The organism is Burkholderia sp. Ac-20349, from assembly GCF_017104865.1.
Classification (GTDB): Bacteria; Pseudomonadota; Gammaproteobacteria; order Burkholderiales; family Burkholderiaceae; genus Burkholderia; species Burkholderia aenigmatica.
On sequence record NZ_JAAGPM010000069.1, the window covers coordinates 18,569 to 41,135 of the forward strand.

The following is a 22,567-nucleotide window of genomic DNA, read 5'->3' on the forward strand; positions in this document are numbered from 1 at the left end:
ATACGAGCCACATTGGCGATGTCGTTGTATGTCATCGTACAACGAGGGGAGGGGGGACGCAAGCGGTTTGCTGGCAGATAAATAGTAGGGTCTTTCCGGATAAGGGTTTACGCAGCATCGCCGGTTTGGGTTGAATGTCGTATGATGACTAACGATATGGCCGTTAGCCTTCAGGAATTCCGATGACTGCTTCCCCGCTCTACATTCGCGTGCATCCGGACGACAACGTCGCGATCGTCGTCAACGACGGCGGCTTGTCCGAGGGCGCGACGTTCGCCGACGGGCTGACGCTGCGCGAAGGCGTGCCGCAGGGGCACAAGGTCGCGCTGGTCGACCTCGCGGCCGGCGACCCGATCGTCCGCTACAACGTGGTGATCGGTTATGCGCTGGTCGAGCTGCGACGCGGCAGCTGGGTCAACGAGCGCACGATGCGCATGCCCGAGCCGCCCGGGCTCGACGACCTGCCGCTCGCGACGCGCGCCGCGCCGCCGTTGCCGCCGCTCGAAGGCTATACGTTCGAGGGCTTCCGCAACGCCGACGGCTCGGTCGGCACGCGCAACATTCTCGCGATCACGACGACCGTGCAGTGCGTGTCGGGCGTCGTCGAGCATGCGGTGAAGCGGATCAAGGCCGAGCTGCTGCCGCGCTATCCGAACGTCGACGACGTGGTCGGGCTCGAGCACACGTACGGCTGCGGCGTGGCGATCGACGCGCCCGACGCCGACATCCCGATCCGCACGCTGCGCAACATCAGCCTGAATCCGAACTTCGGCGGCGAGGTGATGACCGTGAGCCTCGGCTGCGAGAAGCTGCAGCCCGAGCGCCTGCTGCCGCCCGGCACGATTCCGGTCGCGGCCGACGGCGCGACGGACAACGGCGGTGTCGTGTGCCTGCAGGATGCCGCGCACGTCGGCTTCAACTCGATGATCGACTCGATCATGAAGATGGCCGAATCGCATCTCGAGCGATTGAACCGCCGCCGCCGCGAGACATGCCCGGCGTCGGATCTCGTCGTCGGCGTGCAGTGCGGCGGCAGCGACGCGTTCTCGGGGCTCACCGCGAACCCGGCCGTCGGCTTCGCGGCCGACCTGCTGGTGCGCGCGGGCGCGACGATCATGTTCTCGGAGGTGACGGAAGTGCGCGACGGCGTCGCGCAGCTCACGTCGCGCGCGGCGAACGAGGACGTTGCACGCGAGATCATCCGCGAGATGGACTGGTACGACCGCTACCTGCAGCGCGGCCGCGTCGATCGCAGCGCGAACACGACGCCCGGCAACAAGAAGGGCGGCCTGTCGAACATCGTCGAGAAGGCGATGGGGTCGATCGTGAAGTCGGGCAGCGCACCGATCGCCGGCGTCGTGCGTCCTGGCGATCGCGCGAAGCAGAAGGGCCTGCTGTACGCGGCGACGCCCGCGAGCGACTTCATCTGCGGCACGCTGCAGCTCGCGGCCGGGATGAACCTGCACATTTTCACGACCGGCCGCGGCACGCCGTACGGCCTCGCGCAGGTGCCGGTGATCAAGGTCGCGACGCGCAGCGATCTCGCGCGCCGCTGGCACGACCTGATGGATCTCGACGCGGGGCAGATCGCGACCGGCGCGGCCACGATCGAGGACACCGGCTGGGAACTGTTCCGGCTGATGCTCGACGTCGCGAGCGGCAAGCGCCGCACGTGGGCCGAGCAATGGAAGCTCGCGAATGCGCTGACACTGTTCAATCCGGCGCCGGTGACCTGACGCGCGCTGCCGCTGCCGCCAGACGAAGCGGGCGCCCGAGGGCGCCCGTTTTCATTGCGGCGGAGCAAGTGTCGGCGGGATGTCCACGATGAGGGGAGCTTGCTGCATGGCGGGTCATGTCCGGCGTGTGGAGCGGTCACTGGCTCGAAGCGACCGGCGCGATTTCCTTACCCCGCACGTAATCGACCGCCCGTGCGAGGCCGGCGACGATGACTGCACGCGAACACGAAACACGCCACGTTCGCCACCGCGTCCTCTCATCGACACAAGGAGCCTCGCCATGAACACCGCCCAATCCGCTTCGTCCATTCACGCCGTCCTGATCGACCGCTACTTCGACGCCTGGAACGAACCCGACGTCGCGCGCCGCCGCGCGCTGATCGATGCGACCTATGCGGGCGACGCCGCCTATCGCGATCCGCTGATGACCGGCGACGGCCACGCGGGCATCGACGCGATGATCGCGGCCGTGCAGGCGCGTTTCCCTGCATTCCGCTTCCGCCGCACGACCGATGTCGACGGGTTCGGCCAGCACCTGCGATTCTCGTGGGCGCTCGTGTCGCCCGACGGTGCGGCGATCGTGAAGGGTTCGGACTTCGGCACGGTCGACGCGTCGGGCCGCCTCGCGTCGATCACGGGTTTCATCGACGAAATGCCGGCCGCAGCGTCGTGACGCGAGCGACGCATGCCCGGCGGTCACCGGGATCGGGTAACGTTATGCGGTTTGTTCCTGATCCCGGAGACTAGCCGACATGCTGAAGAATCTCGACCCGCTGCTGCACGCCGACATCCTGCACACGCTGCGCGCGATGGGCCACGGCGACGAAATTGCGATCTGCGACGCGAATTTCCCGGCGGAATCCGTCGCGGAGCACACGGTGGTCGGCCGCGCGTTGCGGATCGACGGCGCCGACTCGGCACGCGTCGTGCGCGCGGTGCTGTCCGTGCTGCCGCTCGATACGTTCGTCGACACGCCCGCCTGGCGGATGGAAGTCGTCGGCGACGCGGCGGCGCTGCCGCCCGTGCAGCGCGAGGTGCAGGCCGAGATCGACCGCGCGGAAGGGCGCGCGGTGCCGCTCGCGGGCGTCGACCGGTTCGCGTTCTACGAGCGCGCGCAGCAGGCCTACGCGGTGATCGTCACCGGCGAGCTGCGCGGCTACGGCTGCTTCATCTTCAAGAAGGGCGTGTTGTTGAGCGACGCGGGCTAAACGCCTTTTCCCACTCGCCGCCTTCGGGCCGCGCGGTGGCCGCCGTGTAAAGATTTGCTACAACCTTTTTCTTGGACACGGCCGAAACTCTGTCTATGCTGGCCCATTTGCCGCGGGCCCCGCTGGGTCGCGCGGCGCCGAGTGGCCCGGGTGTGCTCCGGGCGGTCGGCCGAATTGCATACGAGGAGAGAGGCATGACGCGTTCCGTCGATTCCGGCGTCATTTTTTTCGCGCGCCTGGCGCTGGCGGCGTTGTTCCTGTGGGGCGGCGTGATGAAGCTGATCGGCTACGGCGATTTCATTGGTTACCTGCGTGGGCTGAACGTGCCGTTCGCCCAGTACGTGGCGCCGGTCGTGGTCGCGATCGAGGCGCTCGGCGGCCTGCTGCTGATCGTCGGCTACAAGGTGAAACCGCTCGCACTGCTGATGGCGTTCTATACGGTCGCGACCGCGATGGTCGGGCACAACTTCTGGGACGCGACGGACGCCGCGGTCCAGCACGACATGGTCATCCACTTCTGGAAGAACATCGCGATCGCCGGTGGCTTCCTGCTGCTGTTCGTCACGGGCGCGGGCGGCGCGAGCATCGATGCGCTGCGCCGGCCGAGTTCGTCGTACGGCAGCCTGCGCTGAGCGCGTAGCGCGTCTTCCGCTGAATTACCGCTGAAGCAAATACGAAAGGGCCGAATCCCGCATATCGCGGGGTTCGGCCCTTTGTTCATGGATCGCCGGTGAGGGGTGCCGGCGACCGGTCACGCACCGCGATTGCTCGCCGCACGGGCGGCAACCGCCGGCGCGCCGCCGCTCAGTGCGACGGATCCTCTTTCGCATCCTTCGAGAACTGCACGGCGATCGCGCCGAGCACGCAGATCGCGGCGACATACACGACCGGCGCGAGCGGATTCGACTTCATCATCAGCGACACGATCACCGGCGTGAGACCGCCGAAGATCGCATACGCGACGTTGTACGAGAACGAGATGCCGGAGAAGCGCACGACGGCCGGGAAGCTCCTGACCATCACGAACGGCACCGCGCCGATCGTGCCGACCATGAACCCTGCGATCCCGTAGTAGAGCGGCAGCGTCGACGCGTCGGCCGCGACCTGCACGAACAGCAGGTAGTAGCACGCAGCCAGCCCGAGGCCGCCGATGCCGAGCACGCGCTTCGCGCCGATCCAGCCTGCGAGCGAACCCGCGGTGATGCAGCCGGCCGTCAGGCACAGCGTCGCGATGCTGTTCGCGAACAGCGTCGTCGCGGGCGTCAGGTGGAACTGCTTCTGCAGCAGCGTGGGCGTCATCAGGATCACGACGACGATCGCGGCCGACAGCATCCACGTGAGCACCATCGATACGATCACTGCGCGGCCATGGTCGCGCAGCACGGCCTTCAGCGGAATCTCGGCCGCGAGCGCCTTCTTCGCCTTCATCTCGGCGAACACCGGCGTCTCATGCAGCCAGCGGCGCAGGTACACGGAGAACAGGCCGAACACACCGCCGAGCAGGAACGGGATGCGCCACGCGAACGCGCCGACTTCCGCGGTCGAGTAACGGCTGTTGATGCCGGCGGCGACGAGCGAGCCGAGCAGGATGCCGGCCGTCAGGCCCGCGGTCAGCGTGCCGCAGGCGTAGCCGATGTGGCGCGACGGCACGTGCTCGGACACGAACACCCACGCGCCCGGCACTTCACCGCCGACCGCCGCGCCCTGCAGCACGCGGAACAGCAGCAGCAACACCGGCGCGAGGATGCCGATCGTGTCGTAGGTCGGCAGCAGGCCCATCAGCAGCGTCGGCACGGACATCATCAGCACGCTCAGCGTGAACATCCGCTTGCGGCCGAACAGGTCGCCGAAGTGCGCCATGATCACGCCGCCGAGCGGGCGCGCGAGATAGCCGGCCGCGAAGATGCCGAACGTCTGCAACTGGCGCAGCCAGTCGGGAATGTCGTGCGGGAAGAACAGTTGTCCAATCGCCGGCGCGAAGAACACGAAGATGATGAAGTCGTAGAACTCGAGGGCGCCGCCCAGTGCGGCAAGGCCAAGGGTCTTGTAGTCGCTGCGCGTGAGCGCACGTTCGGCGGCGCGAGGCACGCCGCTCAATTCGGAAGCTTGCATGGTCAGGACGATCGGTTTTCGAATGTTGTTGTCGGTGCTGCGTCTCCAGGGCCCGCTATCGGCATGGACTGACAAGGCGCGGCTTGCATCGTCGAAGCGTGCCGCGTGCCGGGTGAGGCACGAAACACGCACCGCTGCACCGGGGTGGCGTGCGGCGGGGGCGATGCGTCAAAGCGGGTGGGAGGATTCTACAGGAGCGCAAAATGCGCGCGCGGGTGCGCGCCGAGGAACGCTTCGGATCACGAAGCCGAAGCCGAAGCAAAAGCGCGCGCGGCGCGGGCGGCCGGTGAGCCGCTGACGCGCCGCGCGGGGCAGGGTCTCGCGTATCAGTTGCCGGCGATCGTGTCGACCGGCTTGAACGCGCCGTGCTCGACCTTGTAGATCGTCACCGGCGCATCCTTCAGGTCGCCCTTCGCGTCGTACGCGATGCTGGGCGCCGACACACCCTTGACCGACACCTTGCCGAGATACGGCGTGTACACCTTCGGGTCGGTCGAGTTCGCGTCCTTCATCGCGGTGAGCAGCGCGATCGTGCCGTCATACGAGTACGGCGAGTAGGTGATCACGTCTTCGTTGAAGCGTGCCTTGTAGCGTGCCGCGTAGCCGGCGAAGCCGGGCATCTTCTCCTTCGGCAGCCCGCCCATGTAGACGATCGCGCCTTCGGCCGCATCGCCGCCGACCTTCAGGAACGTCGGCGAGCGCGACATCTCGCCCGTCACGAACGCCGACTTCATCCCGAGCTGGCGCATCTTGCGGATCATCGGCGACGATTGCGCGTCGCCGCCGCCGTAGAAGATCGCGTCCGGGTTCATCCCCTTGAGATTGGTCAGGATCGCGGAGAAATCGAGCGCCTTGTCGTTCGTGAAGTCGCGCTTGATGATCGTGCCGCCCGCTGCCTCGACGGCCTTTGCGAATTCGTCGGCGATGCCCTGGCCGTAGGCCGTGCGGTCGTCGATGATCGCGATGCGCTTGAAGCGCAGCGTCTTCACCGCGTACGTGCCGACGATGCGGCCCGCCTGCGCGTCGCTCGTCAGCAGCCGGTAGGTCGTCTTGTAGCCGCGCGCGGTGTATTGCGGCGACGTGGCCATCGAGATCTGCGGCAGCCCCGCGCGATCGTACAGGTCGGACGCGGGAATGCTCGTGCCCGAGTTGAAGTGTCCGATGATCCCGCGGACGTTGTCGTCGATCAGCCGCTGCGCGACGGTCGTGCCGGTGCGCGGGTCGGCCTGGTCGTCCTGCGAATCGAGCTGGAACGTGACGGGCTTGCCGCCGATCGTCGGACGCGTCGCGTTGAAATCGGCGATCGCGAGCTGCACGCCCTTCTGCATGTCCGTGCCGTAGTTCGACTGCGGGCCGGTCAGCGGTGCGGCGAAACCGATCTTGACGACGTCGGCGGCAATGGCGTGCGCGCCCGACAGTGCGCAGGCAGCGGCCAGCGCGACGTGCGATACCTTCAGCTTCACTTTCACTTCCCCTTGATGGCGTGGTTGGGCCGCCGCCGGCTGGCGGGCCGGCGCCGGTAAACCGGGCGAGACGGTTCGGTCGGCAGGCCGATGCGAGGGCCGTGCGTGCTTGCCGCGTGCTGCCCGGGCTGTGCCGGAATCGGCGTGCGTGATGGCCGATGCCGCAGGCCGTGCACGCCGATTGCTGCCGCGGCGGGCGGTCGTCTCGTGACCGTGAAGCAAAGTCTAGGTAGCGAAAATGCGTGCGTCTTGCGCGTTCGGTGCGCGGCCGGCGACGATATCGGCATATCGTCGATAACCCTGATATGTGCCGATTTCGTCACGCCGAATGCGCAAACGCGCCAAGACGCTGCACGTTCGCATTTTTATGCTGGCGAGTTCGGGCGCGCCGTGCCGGTGCGCGGGTGAGCCAGTGCGCTCGCGGCATGTCGGCATCGGCGCATGCGTGGTTGCCGCGCTGACGCAAGCGGATACGCGGCCGGCCGCCGCATGCGCAGCGCAGTGGTTGCGCACGCAACGTATGCGGTATATCGCGTGACGATGCCGACCGATCGGCGGCGCGATGCGGCGGCCTCCGCCAACTTGCCCGCCCCGCGATCGGCACGACGCGATCGAAGGGGCGCTTCTATAATCGACGCCATCTGCCACTCGCCATGCGGTTGCCGGGATGACGACCTTGCTTGCCGTACCGCCCATGAGCCTGTCCGAACCATTGCGCTACCAGCCCGACAACGCCGATCTCGGCGCGATGCTTGCGCATTTCCGCCTGCTCGAACCGGTGTTCGATGCGCTGCCGGACGTCGCGTTCTTCGTGAAGGATGCGAGCGGCCGCTACGCGATCGTCAATCGCACGCTGGCGATGCGCTGCGGCTACAAGGACAAGCGCGACCTGCTCGGCAAGACGGCCGACGAAGTGTTTCCGCGCCGCTTCGGCCGCAGCTATTTCGAGCAGGACATGGCGACGATCAACGCCGGCCAGCAGCTGATCGATCAGCTCGAGCTGCATCTGTATCCGGGTCGCCAGCCGGGCTGGTGCCTGACCTGCAAGGAGCCGTTGCGCGATGCGGCGGGTAAGGTCGTCGGCCTCGCCGGCATCTCGCGCGACCTGAAGGCGCACGAAGGCTCGCATCCGGCGTACAGCAAGCTCGCGGACGTGGTCCAGCACATCCAGGATCACTACGTGCAGCCGCTGAACCTGAAGCAGCTCGCGCAGATGGCCGGGATGTCGGTGGCGCAGCTCGAACGCTACTTCCACAAGGTGTTCCACCTGACGCCGCGCCAGGTGCTGCTGAAGACGCGGCTCGATGCGGCCACCGCGCTGCTCGTCACGCACGACAAGGTGACCGATGTCGCGGCGCTATGCGGCTATACGGATCACAGCGCGTTCACGCGCCAGTTCAAGGCGACGGTCGGCGTGACGCCGACGGAATACCGGTTGATGCTGCAGGAGCGGGCAGGGTGACGCGACACGCCGAAAGGGCCGGCGAGTCGCTGGGATCGGGGGTGATGCGGGAAAACGGGAAAGGGTGAAAACGGCGGCTCAGCGGTAGCCGAGCCCCTTCAGGACGGCGGTGCCGTCTTCGGTCAGCCGGAAGCTGGGTGTCGTATCGGCGTCGAGCTTGACCATCTCGACGAGGCCGGCTTCCTGCAGCGCGGGCAGTTCGGGTTTGGCATTCGCGCCGATCGGGGCATGCAGCAGCACGAGCAGCGTCGCGATTTCATGATGACTGAGCAGGCGGCGCAGCATCGTCTTCTTTACAGGGGGCGCGGCCTGGCGGCCCGCGGGTGCATCTACGGCGCTCATCGCTTTCCTCCTTTTCAAGATAACCATGGGGTACTGGTTGCGGATGGTGCCGTCGAAGACTTAAGCGATTCTTAAAACCACGGTGGGCGACGGGATGCTGCGCTGCGGTATGGGTTACGGGATGTAACGCCATATGGAATGCGGTTTCCGGCTCGATCGCGGTGAGCCGCGCGGGCGGGTGCGCCGCCGCGCGATTCACCACGATGGTGCGCGTGGGATGTGGCCCTTTGGGGCAACCGCGGGCTGCGAATGCGATTCGGCCCCGAAATCCCGGTTCAGTTCCTTCCCTTATTTCCTGCGCTGCGCCTGTGCGGCGAGCCGCACGGCCGCGTTTGTCGCGCCGTAGCCGTCGTATCCGCCGCGCCGCTCGACGATCTCGAGCGAGAAGCGGTTGTCGACCAGTTCTGTATACGCGTGCAGGAACTCCCCGCCGTGTTCGTCGCGGTCGTACAGCAGGTGATGGGTGCTCAGCGTGTCGATCAGCTCGTCCGGCAGCGCGTAGCGGGCGGCGAGATCGTCGTAGTAGTTCGGCGGAATGCGCAGGAACGGAATGCCGTCGGCCGCGAACGCGGCGATCGTCTTCACGATGTCGTCCGTGCGGAACGCGACGTGGTTCAGCCCCGTGCCGTGGTAGCGGTCGAGCGATTCGGCGACCGCCGTGTGCCGGTCGACCGACGCGTTCAGCGCGATCCGTACCGAACCGTCGGCGCTGCGCACCGCGCGGCTGCGCATCAGCCCGTACGGGTCGGGCACGAGCCAGCTGCGCTCGGCCTCGAAGCCGAATGCGGTCTTGAAGAACAGGATCCACGTATCGAGCGCGTCGGCCGGCAGCGCGAGGCACACGTGATCGATGCCCGTCAGCGGGCCGACTTCGCTCGGGCCGTCGATGTCGGTCAGCACGAAGTCCGATTCGTACAGCGTCGGCGCGTTCGGCGCTTCGTCGACGAAGTACTCGAGGCTGCCGTCCGGCGCCTGCACGCTCGGCAGCACGCGTTCGTTCGGCCCGACGCGGCCGGAGAACGGCGCATAGCCGAAGCCGGCTGCGCGGTCGAACGCCACTTTCGCGTCGTCGACGCGGAATGCCGATGCGCACAGCGACAGCCCGTGCTGCTGGAAGAACGCATCGGCGAACGAGTCGCGCTCCGCATTCAGCACGATCGACGCGGCGCCGTGCTGGAACAGCGTCACGTCCTTCGACCGATGCCGGCCCGCGAGCCGGAAGCGCATCCGGCCGAGCCATTCGCCGACGGTCGCCGCCGCCTGCGCGTCCACGGCGAATTCGATGAACTGGAACCCGACGTGCGCGGGCGGCGCCGGCGGGGCGAACAGCGGCTGGCTGGCGGCCGGCGCGCGGCCGTCCTGCGCGAGCCGCTCGCGCGTCAGTTCTTCCAGATAGAGCAGCGAGCGATGGCCGTCGGCGGCCGTGATCGCGGTCGGCGCCGCGCGGAAGCCGTCGTTGAAGATCTCGAGCGACAGCGGCCCCGTATAGCCCGACTCGATCACGCGCGCGGTGAAGCGTGCGAGGTCGAAGTCGCCCTGACCCGGGAACGAGCGGTAGTGGCGGCTCCATTCGAGCACGTCCATCGCGAGCTTCGGCGCATCGGCGATCTGCACGAACGCGATCCGGTCGCCGGGGATGTCGGCGATCGCGTCCGGCGAATCGTCGAGCGACAGCGTGTGGAAGCTGTCGAGCGCCAGGCCGAGATGCGGGCTGTTCACCGCATTCACGAGTGTCCACGCATGGCCGTAGCGCTTCACGACGCGGCCCCACGCGAGCGCTTCGTACGCGGCGACCACGCCGGCCTGCCGCGCGGCTTCCGCGAGCGCGCCGAGCTGGTCGACGAGCAGCCCGTCGTCGGCGATCGTGTCGGCCGACACGTTGCTGCACACCAGGATGCGGTCGGTGCCGAGCGCATGCATCACGTCGAACTTGCGCTTGATCCGGTCGAGGTTGCGGGCGAGCTGGGCCGGGCTCACGCCCTCGAAGTCGCGAAACGGCTGGAACAGCACGATGTCGAGGCCGAGATCGGCGGCCATGCGCCGGACGTCGGCCGGCGATCCATCGAAATAGACGAGGTCGTTTTCGAAGATTTCCACGCCGTCGAAGCCTGCGGCCTGGATGGCGGCGAGTTTCTCGGCGAGCGTGCCGGACAGTGACACGGTGGCGATCGAGCGCTGCATGGGCGAATCCTGCGGATGAGCGGGGCATGGCGTCGGTCGAACCGACCCTGAATGAACCAGTCATTGAATTCCTGGTGCGCGCCATATCCCGAATTTACTGGGCTAGTGATGCGTATTGTACAAACTAACTAGGTGGTACAAATTAGCGAAAACCCGAAAAGACAGCTTGCCTTCCCGGGCGCACACTAGCGCCAAATTCCGATGTCTTCGGGGCGATGCCGGTCACGGTCCGCCCCTGTTTTAGGAGCAGAATCACCATGAGCAAGCACAAGGTGCTGGTGCTGAACGGCCCGAACCTGAATCTGCTGGGGACCCGCGAGCCCCATATCTACGGCGCGGAAACGCTCGCCGACGTCGAGCAGCGCTGCCGCACGGCGGCCGAGGGGCTCGGGCTGGAAATCGACTTCCGTCAGTCGAACGCCGAGCACCAGCTGATCGACTGGCTGCATGCCGCGCGTCACGACACGCACGGCATCGTGATCAACCCGGCCGCCTATACGCATACGTCGGTGGCGCTGGCCGACGCGCTTTCCGCGATCGCGAAGCCCGTGATCGAAGTGCATATCTCGAACGTGCATCGCCGCGAAGCGTTCCGTCACCATTCTTATGTGTCGGCGGTGGCCGAAGCCGTGATCTGCGGCTGCGGCACCGAAGGCTACGTGTTCGCGCTGCAGCGTCTGGCGACGCTGTTCGCGCAGGGAGCCGCACGATGAGCCGCCCGTCGTTTCTGATCGGCCTGATCGGCCAGGGCATCGGCGGCTCGCTGTCGCCCGCGATGCACGAGGAAGAAGGATTCCGCCAGGGGTTCGGCTATGTCTACCGGCGCATCGATCTCGACGCGCTCGGCGTGACCGTCGACGCCCTGCCGCAACTGCTCGATGCCGCGCAGCGGATGGGCTACAACGGCCTGAACATCACGCACCCGTGCAAGCAGCGCGTGATCGAGCACCTCGACGCGCTGTCGGACGATGCGCGTGCGCTCGGCGCGGTGAACACCGTGCTGTTCAAGGACGGCAAGCGGATCGGCCACAACACCGACTGGTCGGGCTTCGCGAAATCGTTTCGCCGCGGGTTGCCGGACGCGTCGCTCGAACGCGTCGTCCAGCTCGGTGCGGGCGGCGCGGGCGCGGCCGTTGCGCACGCCGCGCTGCAGATGGGCGCGGCCGAACTGACGATTTTCGATGTCGACGGCACGCGCGCCGCCGCGCTCGCGGCCGAGCTGCAGCAGCGCTTCCCCGCGGCACGCGTCGTGCAGGGCGGCGATCTCGCGGACGCGATGCGCGCCGCGACGGGCCTGATCCACGCGACGCCGACCGGCATGGCCAAGCATCCGGGCCTGCCGCTGCCGGCCGAGCTGCTCCACGCGGGCATGTGGGTGGCCGACATCGTGTATTTCCCGCTCGAAACCGAACTGATCCACGCGGCGCGCGCGGCCGGCTGCGCCACGCTGCCGGGCGGCGGGATGGCCGTCTACCAGGCGGTCGACGCGTTCGAGATCTTCACCGGACGCACGCCCGACGCCGAGCGGATGTTCGATCACTTTCAGTCGCTCGTCGCGCGCTGACCCCCTTCCAGAAAGAGAGACCAGGAGACGACCATGCAGCACACCACCCACACGAGCGCCGCGCCGGCGCAGGCGTCCGGCACCGTCCGGCGCACCTCGGCGCGCTACAAGATTCTCGCGCTGCTCGCGATCGGCACGATGATCAACTATCTCGACCGCACGGTGCTGGGGGTGGCTGCGCCGCAGCTCACCAAGGAGCTCGGCATCAACGCGGCCGTGATGGGCATCATGTTTTCCGCGTTTTCGTGGACGTATGTGGCCGCGCAGGTGCCCGGCGGCCTCTTTCTCGACCGTTTCGGCAGCAAGGTCACTTACTACTGGTCGATGACGTTGTGGTCGCTGTGCACGTTCCTGCAGGGCTTCGTGCCCGGCGTCGCGACGCTGCTCACCTGTCGTCTCGGCCTGGGCATCGCGGAGGCGCCGTGCTTCCCGACCAACAGCCGCGTCGTCGCGACGTGGTTCCCGCAGAACGAGCGTGCGATGGCGACGGGTACCTACACCGTCGGCGAGTACATCGGCCTCGCGTTCTTCAGCCCGGTGCTGTTTGCGCTGATGGGGGCATTCGGCTGGCGCTCGCTGTTCTGGGTCGTCGGCGCGATCGGTATCGTGTTCGGCCTGGTCTGGTGGAAGTTTTATCACGAGCCGCGCAACCATCCGGGCGCGAATTCGGAGGAGCTGGCCTATATCGAGGCGGGCGGCGGCCTGGTGCACGGCGTGCGCAAGGACGGCGAAAAAGGTGGCAAGGGCGCCAAGGGCGAGCAGAAGGCATTCAGCTGGGCGATGGCCGGCAAGCTGCTGAAGAAGCGCCAGCTCGCGGGCATCTGCCTCGGCCAGTTCGCCGGCAACTCGACGCTCGTGTTCTTCCTGACCTGGTTCCCGACCTACCTCGCGACCGAGCGTCACATGGGCTGGCTGAAGATCGGTTTCTTCGCAGTGATGCCGTTCATCGCCGCGTCGGTCGGCGTGATGTTCGGCGGGATTTTCTCCGACTGGCTGCTGCGCCGCGGCAAGTCCGCGAACCTCGCGCGCAAGCTGCCGATCATCGCGGGCCTGCTGCTCGCGTCGACGATCATTCTCGCGAACTACGTGCAGAGCAACGAGGCCGTGATCGCGATCATGTCGGTTGCATTCTTCGCGCAAGGGATGGCCGCACTCGGCTGGACGCTCGTGTCGGACATCGCGCCGGACGGCCTGCTCGGCGTCACGGGCGGCATCTTCAACTTCGCGGCGAACCTCGCCGGGATCGTCACGCCGCTCGTGGTCGGTTTCATCGTCGCGTCGACCGGGTCGTTCGTCGGCGCGCTCGTGTTCATCGGTGTGATCGCGCTGGTTGGCGCGGCGTCGTACATCTTCGTGGTCGGCGACATCAAGCGGATCGAGCTGTAAGCACCGGCTCCACGCACATCCAGTGCGTTCGCCCGGCAGCCGCAAGGCCGCCGGGCTTTTTTGTTTGCGTGTGCCGGCGGGTCTGCCGGCTAGCGTCGTGCCGCGCTTATGCGCGCTGCACGGCGATGCCGAGCGACTCGACCGCCTGTGCGATTGCCGCGACCGCGCGCCGGATATCGTTCGAGTCGATCGCGCCGATGCAGCCGACGCGGAACGTCTCGAGCTGCGTGAGCTTGCCCGGATACAGGATGAAGCCTGCGTCGCGCACGGCGTCGTAGAAGCGGCGGAAATCGTAGGCCGGGTGGTCGGGCGCGTGGAACGTGACGATCACCGGCGCCTGCACGCTCGCATCGAGGAACGGCGTGAAGCCGAGCGCGTGCATCGATTCGACCAGCGTCCGGCAGTTGTCCACATAGCGCGCGCCGCGCGCCGGCTGGCCGCCTTCGGCGAGATACTGGTCGAGCGCGGCGCGCAGCGCGGCGATCACGTGCGTCGGCGGCGTGAAACGCCACTGGCCCGTCTTGCGCAGATACGCGTACTGATCGTGGAGATCGAGCGCGAGCGACGGCGAGTTGCCTTCGCTCGCGTCGAGCGCATCGCGCCGCACGATCGCGAACCCCATCCCCGGCACGCCTTCGAGGCATTTCCCGCTTGCCGAGATCAGCGCATCGATGCCGCTGCCGGCCAGCTTGATCGGCAGCGCGCCGAACGAGCTCATCGCGTCGACGATCAACCGCTTGCCGTGGCGCCGGCACACGGCGGCGATGTCGTCGAGCGGGTTCAGGATGCCGGCGCTCGTCTCCAGATGCACCTGCGCGACGTGCGTGATGCGCGGCTCGCGCGCGAACGCGGCTTCGATCGCGGCCGGATCGACGGCGGCGTCCTCGCCGAACGGCAACGCGATCGCTTCGATACCGAGCCGGCCGAGGATCTTCAGGATGCGCGCGCAGTACGCGCCGTTGTCGGGCACCAGCACGACGCCGTCGCGCGGCACCAGCGTGCCGAGCGCTGCTTCGACCGAGAACGTGCCGCTGCCCTGCATCGGCACGCACACGTACTCGTCGCCGCCGTGCGCGATCGCGACGAGATCCGCGCAGACGCTGGCCGTCAGTTCATTGAAAGCGGCATCCCACGAGCCCCAGTCATGTTGCATTGCGTGGCGGGTTGTGGCGGACGTGGTGAGCGGGCCGGGCGTAAGAAGAATCGGATCGGACATGGTTTTCCTCTGCAAAGGTAGGAAGAAACGCCGGGCGGCATTTCTGAATGACTTGCATGATATTGGCAAAATGTGTCATTTTTTGGAAATTGTGGTATTCGTCACGGGTTTGTCATCGAACGCTGTGATCCTTCGCTTGCCGCGCAAAACCTAACCTCAGCGCGGCGGCGAGGCGGGCCGTCGATCGGCCTTGCCCGGAGATAACAGGAGAGCCGGATCGTGCCCCCGGCCATTTGGTGTTCCGCCTACGGAGAAGTCAGATGACACTGCAGAAACCCTCGCGCGCCGCTGCCGGCGCGTTCCGCAAGCTTGCGCTGGCCGCCAGCGTCGCCGGTCTGATGGGCGCCGCGTTGCCCGCCCATGCGGCGAGCGCGGTCGTGCTGTATACGGCAGACGGTCTCGAGAACCTCTATCGCGATGTGCTGCCGGCTTTCGAGAAGAAGGAAGGCGTCAAGGTCAACATCGTGACGGCGGGCAGCGGTGAAGTCGTCAACCGCGCGAACATCGAGAAGAACTCGCCGAAGGCCGACGTGCTCGTCACGCTGCCGCCGTTCATTCAGCAAGCCGGCCAGATGGGCCTGCTGCAGCCGTACCAGAGCGTGAACTACAAGAACGTGCCGGCCATCGCGAAGGCTGAAGACGGCACGTGGGCAACGTTCGTGAACAACTACTTCTCGTTCGCGATCAACCCGGACGTCGTGAAGAACCAGCCGAAGACGTTTGGCGACCTGCTGTCGCCGGCCTACGCGGGCAAGGTCGCGTACTCGAACCCGGCCACGGCCGGCGACGGGATGGCCGTGCTGATCCTGACGACGTCGCTGATGGGCGAGGACAAGGCGTTCGACTACCTCGCGCAACTGTCGAAGAGCGTGAAGTTCCACACGAAGGGCACGGGCTACCTGAACGTGCTGCTGTCGCGTAACGAAATCAGCGTCGCGAACGGCGACCTGCAGATGGACCTCGACGATGCCGAACACGGCGCGCTGTCCGTCAAGCCGATCTTCCTGGCCGCGAAGGATGGCGACCAGCCGACCACGTTCCAGCTCCCGTACGGCATCGGCCTGATCAAGAGCGGCCCGAACCAGGACGCCGGCAAGAAGCTGATCGACTACCTGATGTCGACGGAAGTGCAGTCGAAGGTGCCGGACATGTACGGTATCCCGGGCCGCACGGACGTGCCGCTGGCCGGCAAGAACGGCGAAGCGGTCAAGAAGGCGATCGCGGGCGTGAAGCTGATCCCGGTCGACTGGACCCAGGTGATGGCGAAGAAGCCGGTGTGGATCGAGCGCTGGAAGAAGGACGTGATCGGCAGCTCGGGCAAGCAGCTCGACGTCGTCAAGCCGAAGTGATCGGCGCACGCCGCCTGTATTTGTGAGCAAGAGGATGAACCCGGTGGAAACCACCCTGACCCATCCCGGCGCATTCGGCGCCGCCGAACCGCAAGCAACGCTGCGGTCCGGCGCGCCGGGCGGCGTGCAGATCGAACACCTGAGCGTGCGCTACGGCGCACGCACGGTGCTGGAAGATCTGTCGCTGTCGATCGGTGCCGGTGAATTTCTGACGGTGCTCGGCAAGAGCGGCTGCGGCAAGACCACGCTGCTGCGCTTCATCGCCGGGTTCGTGAAGGCCGATGGCCTGACCGGCACGCTGACCGTTGCCGGACGCGACCTGACCTATGCGCCGCCGCACAAGCGCAATCTCGGTCTGCTGTTCCAGAATTACGCGCTGTTCCCGCACCTGTCGGTGTTCGAGAACGTCGCATTCGGGCTGCGCGCCCGCGGCATGGCGTCGTCGGAAGTGACGCGCCGCGTTGCCGACGCGCTGAAGCTCGTGCAGCTCGGCGATGCGGGCCATCACCTGCCCGCGCAACTGTCGGGCGGGATGCAGCAGCGTGTCGCACTGGCGCGCGCGCTCGTGATCGAGCCGGACGTGCTGCTGCTCGACGAGCCGCTGTCGGCGCTCGACGCCAACCTGCGCGCATCGGTGCGCAGCGAACTGAAGGCGCTACACGAGCGCCTGCCGAACCTGACCGTCGTCTGCGTGACGCACGACCGCGACGACGCGCTCGTGCTGTCCGATCGCGCGCTGCTGATGCGCGACGGCCATATCGCGCAGCTCGGCACGCCACAGCAGTTGTACGACGCGCCGCAGGACGGCTACGTCGCACGCTATCTCGGCCCGGCGAACCTGCTGCCGCCGCACGTGATCTTCCCGCTCGGCGATCCGCGCCACGAAGTGCGCGGCAAGGTGGCCTGCGTGCGCCCCGAGCGCCTGACCGTGATGCCGCCCGCTGCGGGCGGGCTGCACGGCACGGTGTCGTCCGTCGAATGGCAGGGCGCGGACCTGTCGATCGCGGTCACGATCGATGCGGCCCCCGACGAACCCGTGCGCGTCACGATGCAACGCGGCCGCGGTGCGGCTCCCGAGCGCGGTGCGCGCGTTTCCCTGCATTGCGAGGCAGACGATGTCGTCCTTATCGAGCCCTGAAGCCGGCCTGCCGCCGCACGTGCTCGCGTCGGCCGCCGCGCACGCCGCCGCTGCGCGGCGCCGCAAGCGCATGGGCGACCTGCACCTGGCCGCGCTTGCGATCCTCCTGCTGGGCCCGCTCGTCGTTTATCCGCTGGTGCGGCTCGTGCTGCTGAGCGTATCGGGCGACCACGGGCTGAGTTTTGCCGCGTACCGCACGTTCTTCGGCAACCCCGACACGCGCGACGTGATGCTGACGACGCTCGGCGTGCTGTTCGCGAGTGCCGGCACCGCGTCGGTGCTCGGCGTGCTGCTGGCTGCGCTGCTGTTCTTCAAGCCGTTTCCGGGCGCGTCGCTCGTCACGCGCTTCCTGGAACTGTACGTTGCGTTCCCGTCGTTCCTGGTCGCGTTCACGCTGATCTTTCTGTACGGCTCGCAGGGCTCGATCAGCATTGCGCTGCAGCACCTGTTCCATCTCGAGAATCCGCCGCTCGACTTCCTGTTCGGCATTGGCGGCGTGATCCTCGCGCAGACCGTGTTCTATACGCCGTTCGTGGTGCGGCCGACGCTCGCGTCGTTCGCGACGCTCGACCTGCGGCTGATCGAAGCCGCGCGCAGCCTCGGCGCGTCCGGCTGGATGCTCGCCCGCCGCGTCGTGCTGCCGATCGCGTGGCCGGGTATCGCCGCCGGCACCGTGCTGTGCTTTCTGCTGACGTTGAACGAGTTCGGGATTCTGCTGGTGCTCGGCAGCGCGCGGCTCGTGACGCTGCCGGTCGCGATCTACAGCAGCGCGACCGTCGACCTCGACCTGCCGACCGCGTCGGCCGGCGCGGTCGTGATGCTCGCGCTGTCGCTGGCGCTGTATGCGGTTTATCGCCGGGTGAACCGGCGTGCGACGGGAGGGAACGATGTCCGCTGAATTTCGTATCGGGCAAGCCGTGCCGCGCCACCAGATCGGCTGGGGCGACACGGTGCTCAAGCATGCGTCGCGCGCGGCGCTCGCGCTGGCCGCGTTCGCGTGCTTCTGGTTGTTCGTGTTGCCTGTCGTCGTCGTCGCGCTGTCGAGCGTGTCGACGCAGTGGTCGGGCACGATTCTGCCGGCCGGCTACAGCCTGCGCTGGTTCGAGCGGCTCGGGTCGCCGGAATACGACGCGCTGCTGACGAGCCTGGAAATCGGCTTCGGCGTGTCGGCGGTCGGCACGATCCTCGGGCTGTGGCTTGCGCTGGCGCTCGAAGGGCGCGACCGGCGCGGCCTCGGCGCGGTGGTCGACGCGCTCGTGATGGTGCCGAACGGCGTGCCGAGCGTCGTGCTCGGGCTTGCGGTGCTGATCGCGTATCACCAGAAGCCGGTCGACCTGTCGAGCTCGGCGGCGATCGTCGTGCTCGTGCAGCTCGCGCTGATTTTGCCGTTCTGCTATCGCTGCGCGGCCGCCGCGCTGCGTCCGGAACTGACCGTGCTGCGCGAAGCCGCGGCGAGCCTCGGTGCGCCGCCCGCGATGGTGCTGCGCCGCGTGCTGCTGCCGCAACTCGTGCCGGCGCTGCGCGCGAGCCTCGCGCTCGGCTTTGCGCTGTCGCTCGGTGAGCTCGGCGCGACGCTGACGGTGTATCCGCCCGGCTTCGCGACCGTGCCGATCGTCGTGATCGGCCAGGTGGAGCGCGGTTACTACCTTCCGGCATCGGCGCTGTCGCTGCTGATGCTCGGCGCGTCGCTCGCGGCGCTGCTGCTGATCGCTGCGCGCGTGCCGCGCGGCAAGCGGGTGGCATCATGAACGCCGCGTTCGCATTGCGCCAACCGGGCGAAGCATCGGCAGCGGGCGCTTCGACGGATCTCGCGGGACGTTCCGTCGACGTCAACGGCCGGCACTACCGGCTGCCGGTCGAGCCGACCGTCGTCGTCTGCGTCGACGGCTGCGAGTACGACTATCTCGAACGGGCGGTGGAAGCGGGCGTCGCGCCGTTCATCGGCCGGATGATCGCGGAAGGCACGGCCTGGCGTGGCGATTGCGTCGTGCCGACCTTCACCAACCCGAACAACCTGTCGATCGTCTGCGGCGTGCCGCCGTCGGTCCACGGGATCTGCGGCAACTATTTCTGGGATCCGGCCGCCGACGGCGGGCGCGGTGCCGAAGTCATGATGAACGACCCGGCCTACCTGCGGGCCGGCACGCTGCTCGCGGCGGCGTCCGACGCCGGTGCGCGGGTTGCCGTCGTGACGGCGAAGGACAAGCTGCGCCGGCTGCTCGGCTGGCAGATGAACGGCATCTGCTTTTCGGCCGAGAAGGCCGCGCAGGCGAATCTCGCGGAAAACGGGATCGTCGACGTGCTCGACTGGGTAGGCCTGCCGTCGCCGGACGTCTACAGCGCGGCGTTGTCCGAATTCGTGTTCGCGGCCGGCGTGCGGCTTGCGCAGACGCGCCAGGTCGACCTGATGTACCTGTCGACCACCGATTACGTGCAGCACAAGTGCGAGCCGGGCAGTGCCGGCGCGAACGCGTTCTACGCGATGATGGACGGCTATCTCGCGCAGCTCGACGCGCTCGGCTGGGTGATCGGGCTCACGGCCGATCACGGGATGAACGCGAAGCACGATCCCGCGACGGGCCGGCCGAACGTCATCTATCTGCAGGACGCATTCGACGGCTGGTACGGCGCGCAGGCTGCGCGCGTGATCCTGCCGATCACCGATCCGTACGTCGTGCACCATGGCGCGCTCGGTTCGTTTGCGACCATCTATCTGGCGCCGGGTGTCGACCGGGCGGAGGCGATGTGGCGCGTCGGCAGTCTCGACGGCGTCGAGCTCGTGCTCGACAACGCGGAAGCTGCCGCACGTTTCGAGCTGCCGGCCGACCGGATCGGCGATCTCGTCGTGATCGGCCGCCGCGACATGACGCTCGGCACGCGTGAGCGCGAACACGATCTGTCGGGTCTCACGGTGCCGCTGCGTTCGCATGGCGGCGTGTCGGAGCAGGAAGTGCCGCTGCTGTTCAATCGCCGTATCGAGCCGCTCGATCCCGCGCGTCGCCCGCGCAACTTCGACGTGTTCGATTTCGTGCTGAACCGGGTCGCGACATGATGGCTCATCCCCGACACGATCACCCGGCGTTTCGCGCAGAGGCGCTGCGCTGGTGCGGCACGCGCGCGATGCGGGAACGCACGCTCGACGTCATGGACCCATACACGGGCACGCGCGTCGGCACGGTGCCGCTGGCGAGCGTCGACGATGTGCGCGCGGCATTCGACTACGCGATGGCGTATCGGCCGAAGCTCACGCGTTACGAGCGCTCGCAGATCCTCGAACGCGCGGCCGCGCTGTTGCGCGAGCGTACCGAGGAAGCGTCCGACCTGATCACGCTCGAATCGGGCCTGTCGAAACTGGACTCCCGCTACGAGATCGGCCGCGTTGCCGATGTGCTGAAGTTTGCGGCAATCGAGGCGCTGCGCGACGACGCGCAGAGTTTCTCGTGCGACCTGACGCCCCACGGCAAGGCGCGCCGCGTGTTTTCGCAGCGGCAGCCGCTCGACGGCGTGATCGTCGCGATCACGCCGTTCAATCATCCGATGAACCAGGTGGCGCACAAGATCGCGCCGGCGATCGCGACCAACAACCGCGTGATCTTGAAGCCGTCGGAGAAGGTGCCGCTGTCGGCGTTCTACCTGGCCGACCTGCTGGTCGAAGCCGGGCTGCCGGAGCCGATGCTGCAGGTGCTGACCGGCGATCCGCGCGAGATCGCAGACGAACTCGTCACGCATCCGCATGCGTCGCTGATTACCTTTACGGGCGGCGTGGCGATCGGCAAGGCGATTGCCGCGCGGGCCGGCTACCGCCGCATCGTGCTGGAACTGGGCGGCAACGATCCGCTGATCGTCCTCGACGATGCCGATCTCGAACGCGCGACGTCGCTGGCGGTGCTCGGCTCGTACCGGAATTCAGGCCAGCGCTGCACGGCCGTCAAGCGGATGCTGGTGCAGCGTTCGATCGCGCCCGCCTTCACCGAGTTGCTGGTCGAGAAGACGCGCGCATGGAAGTACGGCGATCCGTTCGATCCCGCGAACGAAATGGGCACGGTGATCGACGAGGAAGCGGCGCGGCTGTTCGAGGCGCGGGTCGACGAAGCGGTCGCGCAGGGCGCACGCCTGTTGACCGGCAACGAGCGGCGCGGCGCGCTGTATGCGCCGACCGTGCTCGACAACGTCGATCCGTCGATGACGATCGTGCGCGAGGAGACCTTCGGCCCGGTATCGCCGGTGATCACGTTCGACACGATCGACGACGCGATCCGGATCAGCAACGGGACGGCGTTCGGGCTGTCGTCGGGCGTCTGTACGGACAGTACGGCGGCGGTCGTGCGGTTCGTGAACGAGCTGAACGTCGGCACGGTGAATGTATGGGAAGTGCCCGGCTACCGGATCGAGCTGTCGCCGTTCGGCGGGATCAAGGATTCGGGGCTAGGTTACAAGGAAGGCGTTCAGGAGGCGATGAAGAGCTTCACGAACCTGAAGACGTTTTCGCTGCCTTGGGAGTGAACGAATGGCATTGACGGTGGAAGAGATCCACGGGTTGTATCGCGAGCATGGCCATGTGGCCTATAGCGGCGAGCCGGTCACGCAGCTCGAGCATGCGTTGCAGAGCGGATTGCTGGCGGAAGAGGCGGGAGCTGACGACGCGCTGGTCGCGGCGGCGTTCCTGCACGATCTCGGGCATCTGCTGAATCGCCAGGGCGAGACGCCGAGCGCCCGAGGGATCGACGATCTGCATCAGTATTACGTGCTGCCGTTCCTGCGGCCGCTGTTTTCCGACGCGGTGCTGGAGCCGATCCGGCTGCATGTCGACGCGAAGCGCTGCCTGTGCCGCACGGACGCCGGCTACTTCGAGAGCCTGTCGCCGGACTCGGTGCGCAGCCTCGCGTTGCAGGGCGGCATCTTCAGCGAAGAGGAGACGGCGGCGTTCCTGCAACGCCCGTTCGCGAAGGACGCGCTGCGTCTGCGCCGCTGGGACGATACGGCGAAGGAAGAAGGCAAGGTGACGCCGGATCTCGATCACTATATGGAGATCGTCGCGCGCCAGGCGCGCGTGGGCTGACGGTTCGGCTGCTTCTATATAAGGCCCCGCACGCGGTAGCGTGCGGGGCCTTAAATTTTTTTGAGAAAACCCCTTGCGCAGATCGAAGAGGTTGCCTACAATCACGCCTCTTTCGCGCTAACGGAAACACGGCGCGGGAGAGGGAAGCAGGGTTGGCGGTGTGCTGGAGTCTGGAGCGCGCCACTGGCCTGGAAGTTGAACCCCGCAGTCGCAACGATGTAGTGAAAAAAGTTGTTGACGAAATGCGAAACACGGTTCATAATCTCGCTTCTCTGCTGCTGAAAACGCAGCGCTGCTGAGAAACACGAAGTTCCTCGCAGAAACGCTCTTTAAAAATTAACAGCCGATAAG

General features: G+C 67.0%; 20 protein-coding genes. 15 read left to right on the plus strand and 5 right to left on the minus strand.

Features of this window, described 5'->3' with window-relative positions; translation table 11 throughout:
- Nucleotides 1-182 precede the first annotated feature (182 nt).
- From garD to G3N61_RS22130, 4 genes are all read left to right on the plus strand, one after another.
- Entirely contained in the window at nucleotides 183-1,736 is a 1,554-nt protein-coding gene (gene garD / locus G3N61_RS22115; protein WP_205823587.1) for a galactarate dehydratase, read from the plus strand.
- 280 nt (nucleotides 1,737-2,016) lie between these two features.
- Complete coding sequence (locus G3N61_RS22120; protein WP_089451814.1) at nucleotides 2,017-2,409, plus strand: nuclear transport factor 2 family protein; 393 nt, start codon at nucleotides 2,017-2,019, stop codon at nucleotides 2,407-2,409.
- Nucleotides 2,410-2,488: 79 nt separating this feature from the next.
- Nucleotides 2,489-2,944, plus strand: coding sequence for an RbsD/FucU family protein (locus G3N61_RS22125; protein ID WP_043180863.1), 456 nt, complete (start codon nucleotides 2,489-2,491; stop codon nucleotides 2,942-2,944).
- 194 nt (nucleotides 2,945-3,138) lie between these two features.
- A complete protein-coding gene (locus tag G3N61_RS22130; protein ID WP_043180861.1) occupies nucleotides 3,139-3,576 on the plus strand; it encodes a DoxX family protein in 438 nt (145 codons plus the stop codon).
- A 172-nt stretch (nucleotides 3,577-3,748) separates the two neighbouring features.
- On the opposite strand, the gene G3N61_RS22135 is transcribed toward G3N61_RS22130, so the two are convergent.
- Together G3N61_RS22135 and G3N61_RS22140 are read right to left on the minus strand one after the other, a co-directional pair.
- Nucleotides 3,749-5,056 (minus strand): MFS transporter, encoded by a 1,308-nt coding sequence (locus G3N61_RS22135; RefSeq protein WP_043180859.1) that lies wholly within the window; start codon nucleotides 5,054-5,056, stop codon nucleotides 3,749-3,751.
- A 326-nt stretch (nucleotides 5,057-5,382) separates the two neighbouring features.
- Nucleotides 5,383-6,519 (minus strand): branched-chain amino acid ABC transporter substrate-binding protein, encoded by a 1,137-nt coding sequence (locus G3N61_RS22140; RefSeq protein WP_080741528.1) that lies wholly within the window; start codon nucleotides 6,517-6,519, stop codon nucleotides 5,383-5,385.
- A gap of 667 nt (nucleotides 6,520-7,186) precedes the next feature.
- Between G3N61_RS22140 and G3N61_RS22145 the strand changes: the two genes are divergently transcribed.
- Nucleotides 7,187-7,981, plus strand: a complete 795-nt coding sequence (locus G3N61_RS22145) for an AraC family transcriptional regulator (RefSeq protein WP_043180856.1) — start codon at nucleotides 7,187-7,189, stop codon at nucleotides 7,979-7,981.
- A gap of 78 nt (nucleotides 7,982-8,059) precedes the next feature.
- Here the strand turns inward: G3N61_RS22145 and G3N61_RS22150 are convergent, their stop codons facing one another.
- Both G3N61_RS22150 and G3N61_RS22155 read right to left on the minus strand, forming a co-directional pair.
- Entirely contained in the window at nucleotides 8,060-8,323 is a 264-nt protein-coding gene (locus G3N61_RS22150) for a hypothetical protein (RefSeq protein WP_043180855.1), read from the minus strand.
- A gap of 288 nt (nucleotides 8,324-8,611) precedes the next feature.
- Nucleotides 8,612-10,504: a sugar phosphate isomerase/epimerase and 4-hydroxyphenylpyruvate domain-containing protein gene (locus G3N61_RS22155; RefSeq protein WP_205823588.1), complete on the minus strand. Its 1,893-nt coding sequence runs from the start codon at nucleotides 10,502-10,504 to the stop codon at nucleotides 8,612-8,614.
- A gap of 257 nt (nucleotides 10,505-10,761) precedes the next feature.
- Between G3N61_RS22155 and aroQ the strand changes: the two genes are divergently transcribed.
- From aroQ to G3N61_RS22170, 3 genes are read left to right on the plus strand one after another with little or no spacing between them, the layout of a single operon-like run.
- A complete protein-coding gene (gene aroQ / locus G3N61_RS22160; protein ID WP_043180853.1) occupies nucleotides 10,762-11,217 on the plus strand; it encodes a type II 3-dehydroquinate dehydratase in 456 nt (151 codons plus the stop codon).
- The gene (locus G3N61_RS22165) at nucleotides 11,214-12,068 is read left to right on the plus strand and encodes a shikimate dehydrogenase (RefSeq protein ID WP_043180852.1); all 855 of its coding nucleotides are present in this window, start codon (nucleotides 11,214-11,216) and stop codon (nucleotides 12,066-12,068) included. The genes aroQ and G3N61_RS22165 overlap by 4 nt, the downstream gene beginning before the upstream one ends.
- Before the next feature lie 33 nt (nucleotides 12,069-12,101).
- The gene (locus G3N61_RS22170) at nucleotides 12,102-13,454 is read left to right on the plus strand and encodes an MFS transporter (protein ID WP_205823589.1); all 1,353 of its coding nucleotides are present in this window, start codon (nucleotides 12,102-12,104) and stop codon (nucleotides 13,452-13,454) included.
- A gap of 106 nt (nucleotides 13,455-13,560) precedes the next feature.
- On the opposite strand, the gene G3N61_RS22175 is transcribed toward G3N61_RS22170, so the two are convergent.
- On the minus strand, nucleotides 13,561-14,670 hold the full coding sequence (locus tag G3N61_RS22175; protein ID WP_043180850.1) for a 2-aminoethylphosphonate--pyruvate transaminase: 1,110 nt from the start codon (nucleotides 14,668-14,670) through the stop codon (nucleotides 13,561-13,563).
- Between the two features lie 260 nt (nucleotides 14,671-14,930).
- Here G3N61_RS22175 and phnS point away from each other — a divergent pair, with 260 nt between their 5' ends.
- The 7 genes from phnS to G3N61_RS22210 are packed head-to-tail and all read left to right on the plus strand — an operon-like array spanning nucleotide 14,931 to nucleotide 22,216.
- Nucleotides 14,931-16,019 carry a 2-aminoethylphosphonate ABC transporter substrate-binding protein gene (phnS, locus tag G3N61_RS22180; protein ID WP_043180848.1) on the plus strand — a complete coding sequence of 363 codons (1,089 nt, stop codon included), beginning with the start codon at nucleotides 14,931-14,933 and terminating at the stop codon, nucleotides 16,017-16,019.
- A gap of 34 nt (nucleotides 16,020-16,053) precedes the next feature.
- Nucleotides 16,054-17,157 carry a 2-aminoethylphosphonate ABC transport system ATP-binding subunit PhnT gene (gene phnT, locus G3N61_RS22185; protein WP_043180847.1) on the plus strand — a complete coding sequence of 368 codons (1,104 nt, stop codon included), beginning with the start codon at nucleotides 16,054-16,056 and terminating at the stop codon, nucleotides 17,155-17,157.
- Complete coding sequence (phnU, locus tag G3N61_RS22190) at nucleotides 17,135-18,055, plus strand: 2-aminoethylphosphonate ABC transporter permease subunit (protein ID WP_043181466.1); 921 nt, start codon at nucleotides 17,135-17,137, stop codon at nucleotides 18,053-18,055. The genes phnT and phnU overlap by 23 nt, the downstream gene beginning before the upstream one ends.
- The gene (gene phnV, locus G3N61_RS22195; RefSeq protein WP_043180846.1) at nucleotides 18,045-18,905 is read left to right on the plus strand and encodes a 2-aminoethylphosphonate ABC transport system, membrane component PhnV; all 861 of its coding nucleotides are present in this window, start codon (nucleotides 18,045-18,047) and stop codon (nucleotides 18,903-18,905) included. Before phnU ends, phnV begins: the two co-directional genes overlap by 11 nt.
- Nucleotides 18,902-20,209: a phosphonoacetate hydrolase gene (phnA, locus tag G3N61_RS22200; protein ID WP_205823590.1), complete on the plus strand. Its 1,308-nt coding sequence runs from the start codon at nucleotides 18,902-18,904 to the stop codon at nucleotides 20,207-20,209. Before phnV ends, phnA begins: the two co-directional genes overlap by 4 nt.
- Nucleotides 20,206-21,660 carry a phosphonoacetaldehyde dehydrogenase gene (gene phnY / locus G3N61_RS22205; RefSeq protein WP_205823591.1) on the plus strand — a complete coding sequence of 485 codons (1,455 nt, stop codon included), beginning with the start codon at nucleotides 20,206-20,208 and terminating at the stop codon, nucleotides 21,658-21,660. The genes phnA and phnY overlap by 4 nt, the downstream gene beginning before the upstream one ends.
- Before the next feature lie 4 nt (nucleotides 21,661-21,664).
- Entirely contained in the window at nucleotides 21,665-22,216 is a 552-nt protein-coding gene (locus G3N61_RS22210; RefSeq protein ID WP_205823592.1) for a phosphonate degradation HD-domain oxygenase, read from the plus strand.
- Nucleotides 22,217-22,567: the final 351 nt, after the last annotated feature.